This is a genomic window from Agrobacterium vitis, assembly GCF_013337045.2.
In the GTDB taxonomy this organism is placed as follows: Bacteria; Pseudomonadota; Alphaproteobacteria; order Rhizobiales; family Rhizobiaceae; genus Allorhizobium; species Allorhizobium vitis_B.
Map to the genome: position 1 here is coordinate 208605 of NZ_CP118260.1, position 16750 is coordinate 225354.

Consider the following 16750-nt stretch of genomic DNA (forward strand, 5'->3'; position numbering starts at 1 on the left):
ATGAACATGGCAGCTCGTAACTCGGAACTTTCCTACAGCATTAGTGCCTGGCCGGATAACAAAGATCTCATGGACCGGCTGAATGCCCTGCTCAAGCAGCCGCCAAAGGGCATTTCCAAGGCCAACATGCCCAAGGTGCTCGATTATTTCGAACAGAAATGTCAGACATCCAAGGCCTGGGCTGCACGGGCGGCTGAGGTTATTCCGGGTGGTGTCCAGCATAACCTCGCCTTCAATTATCCGTTTCCCATTGCGGCCACCAAAGTCGATGGCGCCTATATGTGGGATGCGGACGGCAATCGCTATACCGATTTTCTGCAGGCGGGCGGACCGACATTGCTTGGCTCCAACTATCTGCCGGTGCGCGAAAAAGTGCATCAACTGATCGATGAATGCGGTCCGGTGACGGGCCTCCTTCACGAATACGAATTCAAGCTCGCCGAGATCATCCGCAAATTTATGCCGGGCATTGAAATGTTCCGCATGCTCGGTTCCGGCACGGAAGCCTGCATGGGTGCTATCCGCTTAGCCCGCGCCCATACCGGCAAAAAATGGGTGATCAAGGTTGGCGGCGACTATCATGGCTGGAGCGACCAGATGGTCTATGGCATGCGTGTTCCAGGCACCGGTCGGCGCGAAGCAACGGGCATTCCGAAAGGTGTCACGGGTTATACTCAGGAAGTCTTCCCCAATGAGATTGGTACGCTCCGGCGCAAGCTGTTGCTGAACCGTATTCGCGGCGGCACGGCAGCGGTTATTCTTGAACCTCTGGGGCCAGAAAGCGGCACGCGGCCTGTGACGCCCGAATACAACCGCGAAGTTCGCAAACTCTGCGACGAATTTGGCGCCTTGCTGATTTTCGATGAGGTCGTTACCGGTTTTCGTGTCGGCATGGGTGGCGCACAAGGCTATTTCAACGTGAAGCCTGATATTACCGTGTTCGGCAAGTGCCTCACCGGTGGCTATCTGATGGCAGGCGGTATTGGCGGTCGCAAGGACATCATGATGACGTTGGTCGGGGGTATCGGCACCTCGAGCAAGCGCGCCTTCGTCGGCGGCACGCTTTCGGCCAATCCGCTGTCTTGCGTTGCTGGTTATTATGCGATCGAGGAAATGGCGCGCACCAATGCGCCGGTTGTTGCCGGACGAGCTGGCGACCGGCTGGCCAAGGGCTTGAAGGAAATTCTCAACCGGCTCGGCCTTCCCTATGTGGTCTACAATATGGGCTCCATCGTTCATCTCCAAACGTCCGCTGTGCTGTTGATGAGCATGCGCAACCCGATCAAGCTGATGCGCGAGGCCAATCCCCGTAAACACCTGATGGAAGAGATGGGGGCAGCCTATATGGCCCACGGCATCCTGACCCTGGCGGGTAGCCGCATCTATACCAGTATGGCGGACACCGATGAGGTGATCGACGATGCCCTTGAGCGTTTTGAAACCGTTTTCCGTTTGGTGTGACATGCTTATGAAAGTCAACACTGCATATATCGAGACGGCTCTGGGCCGGGCGGCGGCCCGTCTTGCGGGAAAAGGGCTTCTCAAACCGGGCGATTTGCTGTCGCAGCGGATTCCCGAACAAAATGCCTTTGTGGCTGTCCGGATCAACTCCGGACAGGACGTGCCCGATGAATTCGAATGGACAAGCCTTTCCGCGACACCGGGCCTTTCCGCGCCGCCGCGGGACTTGCATCACCGCGTCTATCAGGCACGGCCGGATGTGGGAGCCATAGCCTCCGGCGGCTTGACCTGGACATCAGCACTGGCGCGCCTCGATCTTTCCCTACCGGCGGTGTTCGATGAGCAGATCCGTCACCTCGGCCTCGAGGCAAAACGTTTAGGCATGTGTTCGACCGATGACCCGACGAAGGCCTTGTCGAACGGCGCCAACGCCTATTGCCTTGATGACATGGCGCTGTGCTTCGGCATGGGGCTTGAGCGCCTGCTGCTGAATATCGAAATTCTGGAAAAATGTGCGGAATGCTTCATTCTTGCGCACAGTGCCACGGTCAAGGTCAAGCAGATCCCGTGGCTGATCAGGTTCGTTGCCAATGGCCGGTTGAAGAAAGATCAGAAAGAAGCCGCAGCCCGGCATCTTCGTGGGGAACGATCAATCATGAAGGCTGGATACTGACTAAAGCGCGACAGAAGCAGTCATCATCAGGCGTATAAGCTGCTGTCATGTCGCGCCCCGATACCATTGCCCCAATACCAGTACCAATGGGAGGAGAAATTGGTGCAGCAAAATTTTGGAGACTTTCAAAATGAGATCTATCTTGCCGGGTTGAGTGGCAAGATGCCACTCTTGCCCGTGGATTTCGCCGGTTTGGAGACACAGGCGAGAGAGGCGATGTCGCCCTCCGTCTGGAGTTATGTCTCCGGTGGCTGTGGCGATGAGTTCACCCAGCGCAACAATGTGGAGGCATTCAACGGTTATGGTATCGTTCCGCGCATGTGCAACGGCGCGGCAAAGCGTGACCTGAGCGTTCCTCTGTTCGGCAGGACATTGCCAGCTCCGGTCTTTCTGAGCCCGATCGGTGTGATTGGCCTTTGCTCCGCCGACAATCATGGTGATCTGCGTGTGGCCGAAGCGGCCGCGAAAACCGGCGTGCCGATGATGGCTTCGACGCTATCGCAGGATCCGATGGAAGACGTTGCCAAAGCGCTCGGTGATGCGCCCGGTTACTTCCAACTCTATACGCCCCGTGACCGTGATCTTGCCTTGAGCTTCATTTCGCGGGCGGAAAACGCCGGATTTGAAGCCTTGGTCGTGACACTGGATACCTGGGTGACAGGCTGGCGACCGCGTGACCTGAACTCCGCCAACTTTCCGCAGCTGCGGGGGCTTTGCCTTGCCAATTATGTCAGTGATCCCTATTTTACCAAACGGCTGAAGAAGCCCGTTGCGGAGGATCCGGCTGCGGCGATCTTCGAGTGGGTGAATATATTCGGCCACATCATGACATGGGAGGATCTGAAATGGATCCGGGAGGCAACACGTCTGCCCATCGTCCTGAAGGGAATTTGCCACCCGGATGATGCGCGCCGCGCAGCCGATACCGGCATTGACGCAATCCAATGTTCCAACCATGGCGGGCGGCAGGCCAATGGCGGGATCGCGGCGATTTCCATGCTGAACGATGTTATTCGGGCAGTCCCGGATATCCCCGTCCTGTTCGATTCGGGGGTCCGAAGCGGTACCGATGTTGCCAAAGCGCTGGCGATGGGGGCGGCGGCCGTGGGTATTGGCCGTTCCTACGCTTATGCGCTGGCGGCTGGCGGCACCGAAGGCGTCGTGCACCATTTACGATGCATGCTGGCGGAATCCGATCTTCTCATGGCTGTCAATGGTTATCCTGCGATTGCCGACCTCAGAAATGCAGGGGTCCGTCAGACGCGTTAAACCGCTTCGATCCTAAACACGGCGTCCACGTGGCGCTGCCTGTTTTCTTTGTGACAAAGCACGATCTGAGCCGGGTCTTTTGCGGTCATTTTTTGATCAGCTCAGGCCAAGCCGGAATCAGCATATTTCGAACCGTTTCTTCTATCTGTTACGATCATACCCATAAGAAAAACAGGGGTTCAGAATGCAAGAGACCATGCTCGTCACGGGCGGGAGCGGATTCGTTGCCAGCCATCTCATTCTTCAACTTCTTGAAATGGATGCCACTGTGCATACCACGGTCAGAAGCCTGCGCAATGTGGCCAAGACCAGGCCGTTGACCGATATGCAGGCCCGCTTTCCGGGGAAGTTGAAGCTCTATGAGGCTGATCTTCTGACCCCTGGTTCTTTCGATGCCGCAATGGCTGGCTGCTCGATTGTTTTTCACGTCGCATCGCCTTTCAAGCTGCCGGAAAAAATCAAGGACGGACAGCGTGAAATGGTGGAACCTGCCCTTCAAGGCACCCGCAATGTTCTTGGCAGCGTCAACAGGACTGAAAGTGTCCGGCGCGTGGTGATGACATCGACGATTGGCGCGATTTTTGGCGATTATATCGACGTCCGGTCGATGAAGAATAACACGGTTGCCGAGGAATATTTCAATACGTCGAGCAATGTTCAAAACAATCCATACCATTTTTCCAAGGTTCTGGCGGAAAAGGAAGCCTGGAAAATCCAGAGGGAGCAAAACCGATGGAGCCTGACGACCATCAATCCCGGCATGGTCCTCGGCCCTTCCTTGACGCCCGCCTCCGAATCCGGCTCGCTCTTTCTGCTGGACGAGATGTTCAAGGGATATTTTTTCTACGGCATGCCGGACCTCAGTCTCGCATGTGTGGATGTTCGCGACGTGGCGCAGGCGCACATCCGGGCGGCGCTGAACCCTGACGCAAAGGGGCGTTATATTCTCGCGGAAAACCATACCCGGACCTTCCTGGAAATCGCCGGATACGCACGCCGGGTTCATCCGAAGCCCTATCTTTTGCCCTCCTGGCAGATCCCCAATCTGGTGGTTCGGTTGATCGGACCGCTGTTTGGCCTGACGCAGGCATATATGACGAACCATCTCGGCATTCGCTTTGCTCTCGATAACAGGCGCAGCCAGTCTGAGTTGGGCATCGCCTACCGGCCATTCGAGCAGACGATGGCGGATCACTATCGCGGTTGGGCGCAACAGCGTCGCGCGATGGCGTAATTTCCCAAGCTGAAGCCGATTTAAGGAATGATGCAGTCATCAGGCAGGAGATTAATCATGCATTTTTCAGGAAAAATTATTTTGATCGTCGGCGCTTCCTCCGGCATGGGGCGGCTGCTTGCCCTGCGGCTTGCAGGCGAGGGTGCCAAGGTGATCGTTACGGCGCGGCGCGAGCCGATGCTCATCGAACTGGCCGAGGATATCCGTAGCGCCGGTGGCGATTGCCTCGCCATCGCGGCTGATGCAACCGATGCGGCGGCCGCCGCCGATGTGGTGAAAACCGTGATCGATCACTATGGCCGGATCGACATGATCTATCTGAATGCTGGTGGTGCTCCGGCCCTGGATATGCGGCTGATGAGCGCCAGTGACGTCAATGCCTGCATGCGTTTGAATTACGATGTCGTGGTCAACTACCTCTTCCCGGTTTTGAAGCAGATGATGAAACAGGGCGGCGGCTATGTCGCCCATACCAATTCGTTAGCCGGGTTTCTCGGCGTGCCGCTTCAAGGCCCTTATTCAGCAGCCAAGGGAGCGGCGATGCTGCTCATTGACACCTGCCGCATCGAATTTGCCCGCTATGGCATTAAGTTCACCACCGTTTATCCGGGGTTTGTCGCCACTGAGGCAACAGCTGCTGATGGGATGCCAGCGCCCCTTGAGATTTCGGCGGACAAGGCCGTTGACCACATCCTGTATGCGCTAAGGAATGAGAAGGCGGATTATCTGTTCCCTTTCACGATGCGCTGGTTAATCCGGCTGGCCCATATTCTGCCCAAGCCACTAACGCTGTGGATTTTGGGCAAGTCGATGCCAGCGCTACCCGAGATCGGACATACACAACCGATATCGACCTGACCGGTGGTTTTCGAGAGCCTTACCACGGGACGAATACTGCATCGGCCATCAAGGCCGACACATCAACAATGAGGTAATGCATCCTGATGCAAGACATCGAGTCCGCGGTTTTCGATCTTGATGAAACATTGCTCAACTGGGATTCAACCGCCGCCTGGATTTTGGAGCGGGTGCGGGGATCTGGCTGGCGCTTTGTGCTGGCGGCATTGGCATTGCCTTTCGCCGGTCCATTGATTGTGTTTCCGCCGCTGCGGCGTTGGGGAACCTCGGTCTTTCTCTGGATCACCACGTTCGGACTTTCCGAACATGCCTTGAAGGCCTCTTTCGCCCGTTTTGCCGACAGGGTTAACGCAGGCAAACAGCCAAGGCTAGCCTGGCATGATAAAGGCCTGGCCGAGCTTCGGCATTATTTGAACCAAGGCAGTCGGGTGGCCGTCGCAACCGGAGCGCCGCTGTGGATAGCTGCGCCGCTTGCAGCGTGCATCGACAGTCGTATTCAGGTGGTTGGATCGGGATTACACCACGTTCTCGGTGGCTGGGTTCTCAGCGATCATTGTCGCCATGAAAGAAAATGCATAGCGCTTGGCGGTATTGGATTTCAGGGGAGATGGACTGTGGCCTACACGGACAGCTTAGATGATCTACCGATTTTAATACGGGCGACACGGGCGTTTGCCATTAATAGTTCCTCCAGGAAAAGAAAGAAATTCGACGCCAACGGATTGAATATTCAGTATTTGAACTGGTGAGCCGTTGTGTTGATGACGGAATGAGGGATAGGAGGATTCATTGAAAATGAATCCTCCTATCAAAACGTCAAGGGGTTCCTGCCACACTCTCGTGCCTGACATCTCTGGCGTTAGACGATTAAGCCCTTCATCGGCTGAACACTGTCCGAGCCTGGAAACACAACACTGGCCAGATGACCGGCACTGGCGCCGAGCAGATCGACCGCCATGCCTTTGATGACGGCGCGGATGTCGGTGGTGGCGGCCAGATCCCGGCCTTCGAACAGTTGGTTCTGCTTCAGCCCCGGCCAGTCGGTGATGACGCGGCCACCCCGCACGGCACCGCCAGCGAGGAAGGCAGTCGTGCCGGTGCCGTGATCGGTTCCATCAGTGCCGTTGATCCGTGCCGTGCGACCGAACTCCGTTGCAACGATGATCGCCGTATCCTTCCATGCGGGTCCAAGTTCCTGTTCGAAGGCGGCAATAGACTTGTCGAGGCCAGCCAGAAGCTTTGCCAGCCGGTCGATTTCCTGTGCGTGGGTATCCCACCCCTCGAAGGCGAGTGCTGCGACACGCGGGCCATCCTGTTGAGCCAGCAACCGGGCAGCGCCGCGGGCCATCTGCTCCATGCCGTTCGGATCGCCGGGGCCGCCCTTTGATTTCATGTCGAGGCCGGATGCGATCTTGCCGGTCTGGATGCCTTCGATCAAAAGTTTCGAGAGCATCGGGTCCGTGCGGCCATAAAGATCCATCAGGCGCGGCGCAAGGTCGCCGTCGGCGGGTCTGAGCACTGATGGTGCCCAGCCGAGTACGGGTGCCTTGCCGCGAATGACAAGCGGTGCGGTTGCCCCAACGGAAAGCCCCTGCACGCGTTCTGCCGCACCGGGAGCGATCTTGTCGCCGGCTGGCAGTCCTTCAAGCAGGCGGTTCATCCAGCCGGTTTCGACATGTCCGGGCGTCGGAAAACCGGACTCAAGCACATCCTGTCCGTCGAAATGCGAGCGCTCACGATAGGCGGTGGCACTGGCATGCACCACGGCGGCATGATTGGCGCGGAACAGGCGTTGGAAATTCGGCATCGAGGGATGCAATCCGAAAAAGCCATCAAGCGGCAGCACTGGCTTGTCTCCATCGAGCCGCAGCGCAATCGACTGGCGCAGGCCTTCATAATCGGGATCGCCGATGGGCGGTACGGCGGTCAGCCCATCCAGCGCGCCGCGCAGGATGATGGTGACGAAGCGGGGATCGCGCCCGCCAGCCGCATGGGCAAAGCGCGGCATGAAGGCCCAGGCAAACAAGGCGCCGGATGTGCCGAGAACGGCGCGGCGGGTGGGGGAGAGGTTTTCGCACAGCATGGTTCAGCGCCTCTGAAATTCGGGGGAAAGGAAAGCAATCGACAGGCCCTGCGGTCGGGTTTCCGCCCGGGAAATCGCCTGCAAGGTATCGGCGGTGAGAAGCGGCCCCAGCCGGTCACCGGCAAAGGCACGGGGGTCGATCTGACCCTGGATCTGATGGGCAAACAGGTTGGCCGCATCGATACGGGTCGCCAGAGATTCCGACGAGGCCCAGGCATCGGTGACGTCGGAAAAACCGTTCGGACCGGCGGGGTTCCACAGCGGCTGACCAAGCGCATTCAGCATGGAAATGATCTGCTCCGGCTTCGGCCTGATCCCGCTGGTGCGCAGCATCGCCGCCACATAATCCTGTGGCATGCGCATTTTCGTCAATGTCGGGTTCCAGGCTTCGTCGGCCTCGACAAGGGCTGTGTAGACAGCCGAAAGATCGCCCTGCGACTTGGTATAGGCGGCGGCCAGTTTCGTCACCAGGGCCGGTGGCGGCTGGTCGGCGACGAAATAGCGGACAAGTTTCATTGCGATATGTCTGGCCGTTGCCGGGTGGCGGGCGAGGTCGCGCAAGGCGGTGCGGCCCTGTTCCACATTGCCCTCGGCATAGGTCATGCCCATCACCGTGTGGTCGCCCGGTTCATGGGCATTGGCGTTGAAGATGAATTTGCCTTGTGGGCCTGGGCGCTTTTCATCGCGGTAGAAGGTCCAGCCGGTAATAATCCGCGCCAGCGACGTCACATCTGCCTGGCTATAGCCACCATCGACGCCGAGCGTGTGCAGTTCCATGATCTCACGGGCCAGATTTTCATTGAGGCCCCGCTTGCCGTTCTTGTTGGCGGGCGAGGTCGGGCCGATGGATTGCTGGTTATCGAGGAAAACCAGCATGGCCGGGTGGGTTTCGACCGCCAGCAGCATGTCTTCGAACCTCCCAAAGACATGGGGACGGATGGCTTCCCGCTCGAACGCGCCAGCCAGAATATGCACTTCGCCACCCTTGCTGATCGCCACCGAAAAATGGTTGGCCCAGAACATCGCCAGCCGTTCTCCAAAGCCGATCAACGGTTGGTGGATCGTTCCATTGAAACGGGCATCAGCTTCCGCAAGCAGGATCTGCTGCGGAAAATAGGGACGCTTGGAAACCGGCATATCCGGCTTTTTGTCCATGGACTGGGGTGGCATGGCCCCCGCCTGCATAGCATTGCCTTGCATGCCAGCAGCTTGGGACGTGCCGCCCGCGCCCTGCATCGCATTCGCGCCAGCCATGGCAGCACCCGCCATGGCACCGGCTGCGGGTTGTTTGTCGCGCTCGGCTTTGACCTGCTTTTGGTAGTCGTAAAGCGCTACCAGCAGATCGGAACTGGAGCGCAATTGCGCCCCGACTGGTGTTGGCACAGCACGCTCCGTGATCTCTTCCTTTAAGAGATCGCGGGGGGCATCCTTGATGGCGGTGATCCCGCCATCCGCAGCGCCAAGGCCGAAGCGCCAGAGCGCCAATGCGGCATCGACATCGTTGGAATTGGACATGGCCGATATGAACTCCGTTTCATCATCGGCCTTTCAACGTCGCTATAGGTTCAAATCCGTCGCTTTTGAAATATGATCATTTCGTGGCAGGCCGTGGTGCCTCTCGCTGGATCAATCCGTCCGCCAGACGGCGGCGTTCATCGACTGACAGGGTGGCTACGAAATCGATTGCCTTCTGCTCGGTGGCGGCCCGTACCGCATATTCAGCCTCGCGGGCGCGTTTCAGGGCATCGGCCAGCGCCTCACCGTCCAGATCCGGCTTGCCCATCAGGGCTGCGGCTTCGACGCGCGCTTGGCGCGCTTCAAGCCCGGTGGAGCGCACGTCACGGCGCGCATCGTTCAGGGCCTTCTGAAACTCACCGCGCAATTTTGAAGGCAGTTGTTCGCCAGCCAGCGGCAGACGCGAGGGCGGCACCGCTGCATTGTCATAGAGATAGAAAAAACCGGCCCCGGCAAGGGCGCAGATCAGGAAGGTGTTGAGCACCAGAAGGCCGATGGCCAGCCGCTTGAAACCGTGTTCCGTCATCGTATCTCCTGGGCAATCTCGCCTTCGGTCATGATATTGCCAAACGCCGTCGCGGTATCGGTCATCGGGATTTGGGTGGGCGGCGCAACTATTGCAACCGCCAGCGCACCGGTAAGGCCACCCGCAAGGCCGACGCCGAGAAGCCCCGCGCCGACCAGCCAGCGATGCAGCCTACGGCGCAGTGTGACGCGCTTGTCTGCCGATTGCAGGATGCGGCCTGTCAGGGCAGCGGACGCAGAGGATGGGGCTGACAGGGCGAGAAACGCATCCAGGCGGGACGCCTCCTCCAACATGGCGCGACCGGCTTCGGTTGCGGCAAAGATGTCAGCCGCATCGCGCCGGTCTTCGGGCCAGCGTTTGCGGTCGCCGCCATAGGCTTCAACGAGCACGCGAAACCGCTCTGCATCCATGCCTTGCTTGCTGTCGTCACTCATTCCCATCTCCGTTCAGGCCATCTCCGGTCAGAGTCTTCTGCAACGAACGCCGCCCACGCGCCAAAAGGCTTTCCAGTGCATCGACGCTGATCTGCATCACGCTGGCTGCCTCCAGGTTCGACATGTCCTGGTAGTAAACCAGGACGATTGCTTCCCGTTGCCGGGGGGCGAGCGCCTGCAAGGCCGCATTGACCCGCTGGCTGTCTGCTTCATGTCCCGTCAGCCCGGCATCGGGCAGAGGCGCTTCGTCCATCCGGTCCGGGGGGTCGGCCATCAGCACGTCACGCCGCTTGCGCAGCCGGTCGTAGCAAAGGTTGATTGCCACGCGGTGCGCCCAGGTATCGAAGCGGGCACGGCCCTGCCGCCAGCCTCCGGCATGTTTCCAGATGCGCAGAAAGGTTTCCTGCGCCACATCCTCTGCCTCCGCCGGGTCAGCGAGCATGCGATTGGCAAGCGCCAGAAAGCGCGGCAGCTTGCGCGCCACCATGGTCCGCATCGCAGCCTGATCGCCCGCCGCAACTTGTCTGACCAACTCTTCATCGGGATCGTCGGTCATATCCTCTTCACCGCAACCCATCCACCGCAACCCGGGCAGCTTCGCGGACACGGCTGCTCTGTTTTGCCTCATTGGAGGTCAAAATGCGCAAGGACCTGGGAAGCATCAAGGTGAGGCGGATCAAATTTTCTCCCGAAGATGAGATAGGACAGCTCAGTCGATGGATCTTCAACGCGGGAGAAACGCAATTCCGTCGCTCATTCAGAGATTTTTTTGGTGAATATCCGGTGCTTGGCCCGGCGTCCAGGGCTGCCGCCCCGGGAATGCAGGCCGGGTTTTCGCCCGGCCCGCCGATCATCAACGCTTCTTGACGAATTCCGTCCGCAGCACCAGTCCCTTGATCGCGTCGTGACGGCAATCGATCTCTTCCGGGTTATCCGTGAGGCGGATCGACTTGATGATGGTGCCCTGTTTCAGCGTCTGGCCAGCGCCCTTGACCTTCAGATCCTTGATGAGGGTGACGGAATCGCCATCCTGCAAAATATTGCCCGAAGCATCACGGACCTCCGATGCCTGAGCGGCAGCAGCTGCCACTTCGGAGGCGGGGCGCCATTCGCCGGTCGCTTCATCATAAATGTAATCGTCGTTATCGCCAGCCACGGACCCTGCTCCTGAAGTGAATGTTATCTGATCTCCGTCGCTTACAGGAGCAAGGCCCGGTGTTGCAACGAGAACATCCGTTAATTCGAACATGACGAGCGGTTTCGTCCGCTACAGCGATGACTTTTCCATGCGAGTTTGTTGTCTCTTGTCAAAAAGGCGCGGACGAAGGATAAGCGAGGCAGGCAGACATGCCTCCGGCGAACCCTGTGACGGGAGGGCAGTGTCCCCGGAAATCCAACCATAGAAGGCGTTCGGGCTCGTGTCGATCTGGCGAAACCTCATGCGATCCGTTGACTGTCGATCCGATCAACCTTTCAAGGAGCTAAAATACGATGGTCCAACAAAAAGGCGCCCTCTCGGCGGTTGCCAAACTCTGGCTGATCCTGCTGGGTACGGTGCTCGTTCTCGCCGGTTTATTTCTTGCCATCGGCGGCTACCGACTGATCACGCTCGGCGGTAGCTGGTATTTCATCATCACCGGTATTGCCGTGGTCCTGTCCGGCCTGCTTGTTTTGATGCGGCGCCCGCTCGGCGCGGTGCTGTTTGTCATCATCACGCTGTTGACCGCCGTCTGGGCTATCTGGGATGCCGGTCTTGATTTCTGGCCGCTGATCTCGCGCCTATTGGCCTTCGGCATAGGCTCCACCGTTGTGCTGCTGTCGCTGCCGCTTCTGCGCAAGGCGCGGGGCCTGGCACCCGGCTACGCCGGTTCTTTCACATTTGCGGCAGTTCTGGCCTTGGCCTCCGCAGGCGGTGTGGCCGGCATGTTCATGCCCCATCCTTCCGTGCCGTTTACCGGCACTCCGATTGCCCGTGTGCCGGTCGATCCGACAAGCGAACAGAAGAACTGGGAACATTACGGCAATACATCAGGCGGTAGCCGCTTTGCGGCGCTCGACCAGATCAATGTCGATAATGTCAAAGCTCTGACGGTCGCCTGGACCTATCATACCGGCGACACCCCGATCAGCCCCGGCAATAACGGCGCGGAAGATCAGGAAACTCCGTTGCAGGTCGGCGAAAAGCTGTTCCTCTGCACGCCCCATAACAACGTCATCGCCGTCGATATCGACAGCGGCAAGCAGCTTTGGAAGGCTGAAATCAACGCCAAGTCGTCGGTGTGGATGCGGTGCCGCGGTCTTGCCTATTTCGACGCGACCCGTCCGCTGGATCAGCCAACGGTTCCCGGCTCGACGCCGGTCTCCGCGGTGACTGTTGCACCGGGTGCGCTTTGCGAACGCCGTATCCTGATGAACACGATTCAGGCTCAATTGATTGCACTCGATGCGGATACCGGTGCGTTTTGCCCGGATTTCGGCACCAATGGCCGCGTCGATCTGAAGATCGGCATGGGCGATGCGCCCGATCCGCAATATGTGCTGACATCGGCACCCACGCTTGCCGGTACCACTGTCGTGGTCGGTGGCCGTATTGCCGATAACGTCCAGGTCGATATGCCTGGTGGTGTCATGCGTGGTTTCGATGCGGTGACCGGTGAATTGCGCTGGGCATTTGATCCCGGCAATCCTGACATCACCAAGCTGCCGCCTCCGGGCCAGACCTATACGCGCTCGACGCCGAATGTCTGGGCTGCGATGTCCTACGATCCGGCCTCCAACACGGTGTTCATGCCAGTTGGTAGCCCCTCGGTTGACCTTTACGGCAAGACACGCACAGCACTCGATCATAAATACGGCGCATCCATGCTGGCGCTTGATGCCACCACGGGTCGTGAAAAATGGGTCTACCAGACGGTTCATAACGATCTCTGGGATTTCGACGTGCCGATGCAGCCGTCCTTCATCGATTTCCCGAAGGCGGATGGCTCCAAGGTCCCGGCCCTGGTTTTCGGCACCAAGGCCGGTCAGCTTTACGTTCTCGACCGGCAAACCGGCCAGCCGTTGACGGAAGTCAAGGATATCCCGGTCAAGCCGGCCAATATTCCGAACGAGCCTTACTCTCTCACCCAGCCGCTTTCGGTCGGCATGCCGCAAATCGGTACCGGTCCCTTTACCGAGTCTGACATGTGGGGTGCCACGCCATTTGACCAGCTGATGTGCCGTATCGCCTTCAAATCCATGCGCTATGAAGGCCTCTATACCGCGCCCGGCACCGATACCTCGCTGGCCTTCCCTGGCTCGCTCGGTGGCATGAACTGGGGCGGTCTTTCCACCGATCCGGTCCATAACCTGATTTTCGTCAACGACATGCGTGTTGGTCTTTGGGTGAAGATGCAGGAAGCGGCACCCACGACCAAGACGTCAAATGGCGGCGAAAGCGTCAATACCGGCATGGGCCTCGTGCCGATGAAGGGAACACCCTATGCGGTTCTCAAGGATCGCTTCCTGTCCGCCGCAGGCATCCCCTGCCAGAAGCCGCCGTTCGGTACGCTGACAGCGGTGGATATGAAAACTCAGAAGATCGTCTGGCAGGTGCCGGTTGGCACTGTGATGGATCAAGGACCGCTTGGCATCAAGATGGGCCTGCCCATTCCGATCGGCATGCCGACACTTGGTGGCACGCTTGCCACGCAGGGTGGTCTGGTGTTCATTGCTGGCACTCAGGACTATTATCTGCGTGCCTATAGTGCAGCGACAGGCGAGGAAGTCTGGAAAGCCCGGTTGCCGGTCGGTAGCCAAGGTGGTCCGATGACCTTCAAGTCGCCCAAGACCGGCAAGCAATATGTGGTGATTTCAGCAGGCGGTGCACGCCAGTCAACGGATCGTGGTGACTACGTCATCGCCTACGCTTTGCCGAACTGAAAATAACGCGATAACAGCAAAACGCCCGGAGGCAACTCCGGGCGTTTTTATCGTCCCATCGCCTTGCGTCTTGATGCCTTCTGGCCCCTGCCCAAATCTGGAGAGAGATCAGAGACCCGAATTGCCCGGCACGCTGTGAAGGATCATCGCCGCAGCGCCAAAAGCGACGGCATCGACAGCTGAGATTTGTGGCAGACGGATATCCGGTTGAATGACCCGTGCTCCATCGAACGGATTCGATGTCGAGAAATCAAGCCAGGGTGCAAGCTTTTCCCTTACCAGTCTAGGCAGTGTTCCGCCGATATAGATCGCGGATGGTGCAAGAACAGCTGTCACCACAAAGGCGAGCGTGGCTAATTCCGGCCCGGCTTTCCTCAGCCATGCATCAAGAACTGTCGGGTTTGCTTGCAGATATGCCGTCCATTGGTCGGAAGACCGGCCTTTCGGGATGTTTCCGTGATGTTCTTTGCACCAGGCCGCAAGATCGTCAAAAGAGGGGCGCGATAATCCGCGCGCGCGAAGCGCGCCGATTTCGCCAGCATTTCCAAGATTGCCGCGATAAAGTTCCTTGCCAATAATGATGCCGCTGCCAATGCCCTCGGACAGGTACAGATACGCAAAATTGTCGTGTTCGGTGGTATTGCCCAAGGCAAGTTCGCCCATAGCCGCAGCATTGGCGTCGTTTTCAATCATTACAGGGCAGTCAAGTGTCTCGCGCAGGGTCGAGGCAAGATCAGAGCCTGCCCAGGCGACGACTTCCTCTGCGAGATCGAGGAAGGCTGTGCCGTGGCGAAAACGGGTCGGCATGGCCACACCGGCGCCGATCAGCAGGTGGTCATCAATACCGTTCGATGCCAGCAACTCGGCCTTGAGCGTTTTGATGGTCGTTTGAACGTCGGAAAATGTGGCGTAAGGCCCTTCAACCTGCTGTTCGCCAATTCGATTGCCGCAAAAATCGAGCAGCGTCAGTGTCAGGGAGTAGCTGTTGGCATGCACACCAAGCGCATATCCGATGGTTTCGCAGAGCATGAGATCGATGTGCGGTGCGCCGCGCTGACTTTGCCGTCTGGCTCCCTGCATGATGATACCGCGCTCTATCAGGTCACGGGTCATCATGCTGACGGCGGCCTGGGTGACGCCGCATAAATCCGCGAGCTCTGCACGGGATGCGATGCCTTTTCGCCGCAAGTGCTTCAGCACCGCCGCTTGCGTATGGCCGATGCCGTCCAAAGGCCCTCGTTTGTTCAGCACAGGCTTTCGTTTCTCCACCTCACTGATCCGGCGATGTCATAAATCAGTTACTTAAGCAAGTTAATTAAATAATCATCATCAACTGGATCGACCGTCATGACCAAATGCCTCGCCCTTCTCGCCACCGTGGCGATTTCTGCGCTTGCCACCGGATGGGCGCATGCAGAAGACATCAAGATCAAGCTTTCGACGCTGGCCGATAAGACGGCTCCGGCGCGCATCACCAATATCGAAGCCGCAGCCGACATTATGAACCGGCAGTTCAAGGCGGCTGGCGTCGATAAGCATATTGTCATCGAAGCCAATAACAGCACGGTCAAAGGCTGGGACGATCTGGCGCTCGATACGCTGAAGGCATTTGCAGTCGGTCAGGGGCCTGATATCTATGTCGTGCCGCATGAATGGATCAGCAAATTCGCCGAGGATGGCGACGCGCTGCCGATGGACGAGCGGATTGCCGCTGCCCCTTGGGTCTATGGCGACATCCTGCCGGTGCTGTGGAAGGCCGCCAAGGGCAATGATGGCAAGATCTATGGCATACCGCAGGATGCCGAGATCCGTATGTTCTTCTATAACAAGGACATGCTGCGCAAGATCGGCAAGGATGAAGCCTTTATCGAAGGCTTGCCCGCCAAAGTCGAAGCAGGCGAATTCACGCTCGATGATCTGACGGCGCTCTCCAAGGAAGTGGTCGATGCCAAGGCAGCCCAATACGGCATGTTGCATCGCCCCAATGTCGGCATCGATTATCTGATGGTCTTCCAGTCCTATGGTGTCAAATTCCTGGATGAGAAAACCGGCAAGCTGGTGTTTCCGAAAGCGGAAATGACCAAGGCACTCGGCTGGTACGAGCGTAACGCCAAGCAAGGCGTCACCCCTGTCGACAACACGGCCATGAGCTGGGATGCAATCCAGGGCGCCTTCAAGCAGGAAAAGGCATTCATCTTCCATCAGGGCGTCTGGGCTGTTGCCTGGCAGCTCGGCGAGATGAACGGTGCCACCTGGCCGACGGATCGTGACGGCTATTTCCACAAGATCGGCTGGATTCCGGCGCCAGCCGCCGAAAAAGGCGGCAAACCCGCCAACCTGTCCCATCCGCTGCTTTATACCGTCAATGCCAAAAGCAAGAATGCCGACATTGCCGCTGATCTCGTAGCACTTGCGACATTGCCGTATTTCAACAACCAGCATGCGGTTACGTCTTATCATACGGCCATCAGCAATGCCCAAACAGCGATGCCGAAATACAAGGACAATTGGGTTCTGTCGGCGGCATCGCCGATGATGGCTCATGCCGGGTTCGTGCCGAACCACACCCAATTCGGCAGCTACAACAAGATCCTGTTCAGCGGCTTGCAGGCCGTGGAAACCGGAAAGATGAAGGCGGCTGATGCCGTTGAATTCATCGCCGACGAACTTGAGACGCAATTCGGTTCTGACGTCGAAATCCGCGATACCGCCAGCAACTAAGCTCAGCCCTGCTGCGTGCCGCCCGCCTCTTGGTCGGGCGGCACCTTTTGTTCTC

16 protein-coding genes are annotated in these 16750 nt (G+C 58.3%); 9 read left to right on the plus strand and 7 right to left on the minus strand.

What is annotated here, in order from left to right:
* From G6L01_RS18865 to G6L01_RS18890, 6 genes are all read left to right on the plus strand, one after another.
* The gene (locus tag G6L01_RS18865; protein WP_070167936.1) at positions 1–1461 is read left to right on the plus strand and encodes an aspartate aminotransferase family protein; all 1461 of its coding nucleotides are present in this window, start codon (positions 1–3) and stop codon (positions 1459–1461) included.
* A gap of 7 nt (positions 1462–1468) precedes the next feature.
* Positions 1469–2134, plus strand: coding sequence for a hypothetical protein (locus G6L01_RS18870; protein WP_070168046.1), 666 nt, complete (start codon positions 1469–1471; stop codon positions 2132–2134).
* A gap of 102 nt (positions 2135–2236) precedes the next feature.
* The gene (locus G6L01_RS18875) at positions 2237–3403 is read left to right on the plus strand and encodes an alpha-hydroxy-acid oxidizing protein (RefSeq protein WP_337692729.1); all 1167 of its coding nucleotides are present in this window, start codon (positions 2237–2239) and stop codon (positions 3401–3403) included.
* A 184-nt stretch (positions 3404–3587) separates the two neighbouring features.
* Entirely contained in the window at positions 3588–4637 is a 1050-nt protein-coding gene (locus tag G6L01_RS18880; RefSeq protein ID WP_070167937.1) for an NAD-dependent epimerase/dehydratase family protein, read from the plus strand.
* Positions 4638–4694: 57 nt separating this feature from the next.
* Complete coding sequence (locus G6L01_RS18885; protein ID WP_234891885.1) at positions 4695–5495, plus strand: SDR family NAD(P)-dependent oxidoreductase; 801 nt, start codon at positions 4695–4697, stop codon at positions 5493–5495.
* An 86-nt stretch (positions 5496–5581) separates the two neighbouring features.
* Entirely contained in the window at positions 5582–6244 is a 663-nt protein-coding gene (locus tag G6L01_RS18890) for an HAD family hydrolase (protein ID WP_070167938.1), read from the plus strand.
* A gap of 110 nt (positions 6245–6354) precedes the next feature.
* On the opposite strand, the gene G6L01_RS18895 is transcribed toward G6L01_RS18890, so the two are convergent.
* From G6L01_RS18895 to G6L01_RS18915, 5 genes are all read right to left on the minus strand, one after another.
* On the minus strand, positions 6355–7578 hold the full coding sequence (locus G6L01_RS18895) for a DUF1501 domain-containing protein (RefSeq protein WP_071205674.1): 1224 nt from the start codon (positions 7576–7578) through the stop codon (positions 6355–6357).
* Between the two features lie 3 nt (positions 7579–7581).
* Positions 7582–9093, minus strand: a complete 1512-nt coding sequence (locus G6L01_RS18900; protein WP_071205676.1) for a DUF1800 domain-containing protein — start codon at positions 9091–9093, stop codon at positions 7582–7584.
* A 76-nt stretch (positions 9094–9169) separates the two neighbouring features.
* Positions 9170–9619 (minus strand): periplasmic heavy metal sensor, encoded by a 450-nt coding sequence (locus G6L01_RS18905; protein WP_070167943.1) that lies wholly within the window; start codon positions 9617–9619, stop codon positions 9170–9172.
* Positions 9616–10053 (minus strand): hypothetical protein, encoded by a 438-nt coding sequence (locus G6L01_RS18910; RefSeq protein ID WP_070167944.1) that lies wholly within the window; start codon positions 10051–10053, stop codon positions 9616–9618. Before G6L01_RS18910 ends, G6L01_RS18905 begins: the two co-directional genes overlap by 4 nt.
* Positions 10046–10609, minus strand: coding sequence for an RNA polymerase sigma factor (locus tag G6L01_RS18915; RefSeq protein WP_070167946.1), 564 nt, complete (start codon positions 10607–10609; stop codon positions 10046–10048). The genes G6L01_RS18910 and G6L01_RS18915 overlap by 8 nt, the downstream gene beginning before the upstream one ends.
* Before the next feature lie 83 nt (positions 10610–10692).
* Here G6L01_RS18915 and G6L01_RS18920 point away from each other — a divergent pair, with 83 nt between their 5' ends.
* A complete protein-coding gene (locus G6L01_RS18920) occupies positions 10693–10920 on the plus strand; it encodes a hypothetical protein (protein WP_139190102.1) in 228 nt (75 codons plus the stop codon).
* Here G6L01_RS18920 and G6L01_RS18925 read toward each other — a convergent pair.
* Positions 10907–11209: an alkylphosphonate utilization protein gene (locus G6L01_RS18925; protein ID WP_070167949.1), complete on the minus strand. Its 303-nt coding sequence runs from the start codon at positions 11207–11209 to the stop codon at positions 10907–10909. The two genes, G6L01_RS18920 and G6L01_RS18925, sit on opposite strands and share 14 nt — an antisense overlap.
* Positions 11210–11544: 335 nt before the next feature.
* On the opposite strand from G6L01_RS18925, the gene G6L01_RS18930 reads away from it, so the two are divergent.
* Complete coding sequence (locus G6L01_RS18930) at positions 11545–13974, plus strand: glucose/quinate/shikimate family membrane-bound PQQ-dependent dehydrogenase (RefSeq protein WP_070167951.1); 2430 nt, start codon at positions 11545–11547, stop codon at positions 13972–13974.
* A gap of 108 nt (positions 13975–14082) precedes the next feature.
* Here G6L01_RS18930 and G6L01_RS18935 read toward each other — a convergent pair whose 3' ends face one another.
* Positions 14083–15225: an ROK family transcriptional regulator gene (locus tag G6L01_RS18935; protein WP_070167952.1), complete on the minus strand. Its 1143-nt coding sequence runs from the start codon at positions 15223–15225 to the stop codon at positions 14083–14085.
* Between the two features lie 96 nt (positions 15226–15321).
* Here G6L01_RS18935 and G6L01_RS18940 point away from each other — a divergent pair, with 96 nt between their 5' ends.
* Entirely contained in the window at positions 15322–16695 is a 1374-nt protein-coding gene (locus G6L01_RS18940; RefSeq protein ID WP_070167953.1) for an ABC transporter substrate-binding protein, read from the plus strand.
* Positions 16696–16750 lie beyond the last annotated feature (55 nt).

Excerpts from the sequence above, each read along its gene's own strand:
- G6L01_RS18865 (WP_070167936.1), top strand. The coding sequence starts at position 1 with ATGAACATGGCAGCTCGTAACTCGGAACTTTCCTACAGCATTAGTGCC.
- G6L01_RS18870 (WP_070168046.1), top strand. The coding sequence starts at position 1,469 with ATGAAAGTCAACACTGCATATATCGAGACGGCTCTGGGCCGGGCGGCG.
- G6L01_RS18880 (WP_070167937.1), top strand. The coding sequence starts at position 3,588 with ATGCAAGAGACCATGCTCGTCACGGGCGGGAGCGGATTCGTTGCCAGC.
- G6L01_RS18885 (WP_234891885.1), top strand. The coding sequence starts at position 4,695 with ATGCATTTTTCAGGAAAAATTATTTTGATCGTCGGCGCTTCCTCCGGC.
- G6L01_RS18890 (WP_070167938.1), top strand. The coding sequence starts at position 5,582 with ATGCAAGACATCGAGTCCGCGGTTTTCGATCTTGATGAAACATTGCTC.
- G6L01_RS18895 (WP_071205674.1), bottom strand. The coding sequence starts at position 7,578 with ATGCTGTGCGAAAACCTCTCCCCCACCCGCCGCGCCGTTCTCGGCACA.
- G6L01_RS18900 (WP_071205676.1), bottom strand. The coding sequence starts at position 9,093 with ATGTCCAATTCCAACGATGTCGATGCCGCATTGGCGCTCTGGCGCTTC.
- G6L01_RS18905 (WP_070167943.1), bottom strand. The coding sequence starts at position 9,619 with ATGACGGAACACGGTTTCAAGCGGCTGGCCATCGGCCTTCTGGTGCTC.
- G6L01_RS18910 (WP_070167944.1), bottom strand. The coding sequence starts at position 10,053 with ATGAGTGACGACAGCAAGCAAGGCATGGATGCAGAGCGGTTTCGCGTG.
- G6L01_RS18915 (WP_070167946.1), bottom strand. The coding sequence starts at position 10,609 with ATGACCGACGATCCCGATGAAGAGTTGGTCAGACAAGTTGCGGCGGGC.
- G6L01_RS18920 (WP_139190102.1), top strand. The coding sequence starts at position 10,693 with ATGCGCAAGGACCTGGGAAGCATCAAGGTGAGGCGGATCAAATTTTCT.
- G6L01_RS18930 (WP_070167951.1), top strand. The coding sequence starts at position 11,545 with ATGGTCCAACAAAAAGGCGCCCTCTCGGCGGTTGCCAAACTCTGGCTG.
- G6L01_RS18940 (WP_070167953.1), top strand. The coding sequence starts at position 15,322 with ATGACCAAATGCCTCGCCCTTCTCGCCACCGTGGCGATTTCTGCGCTT.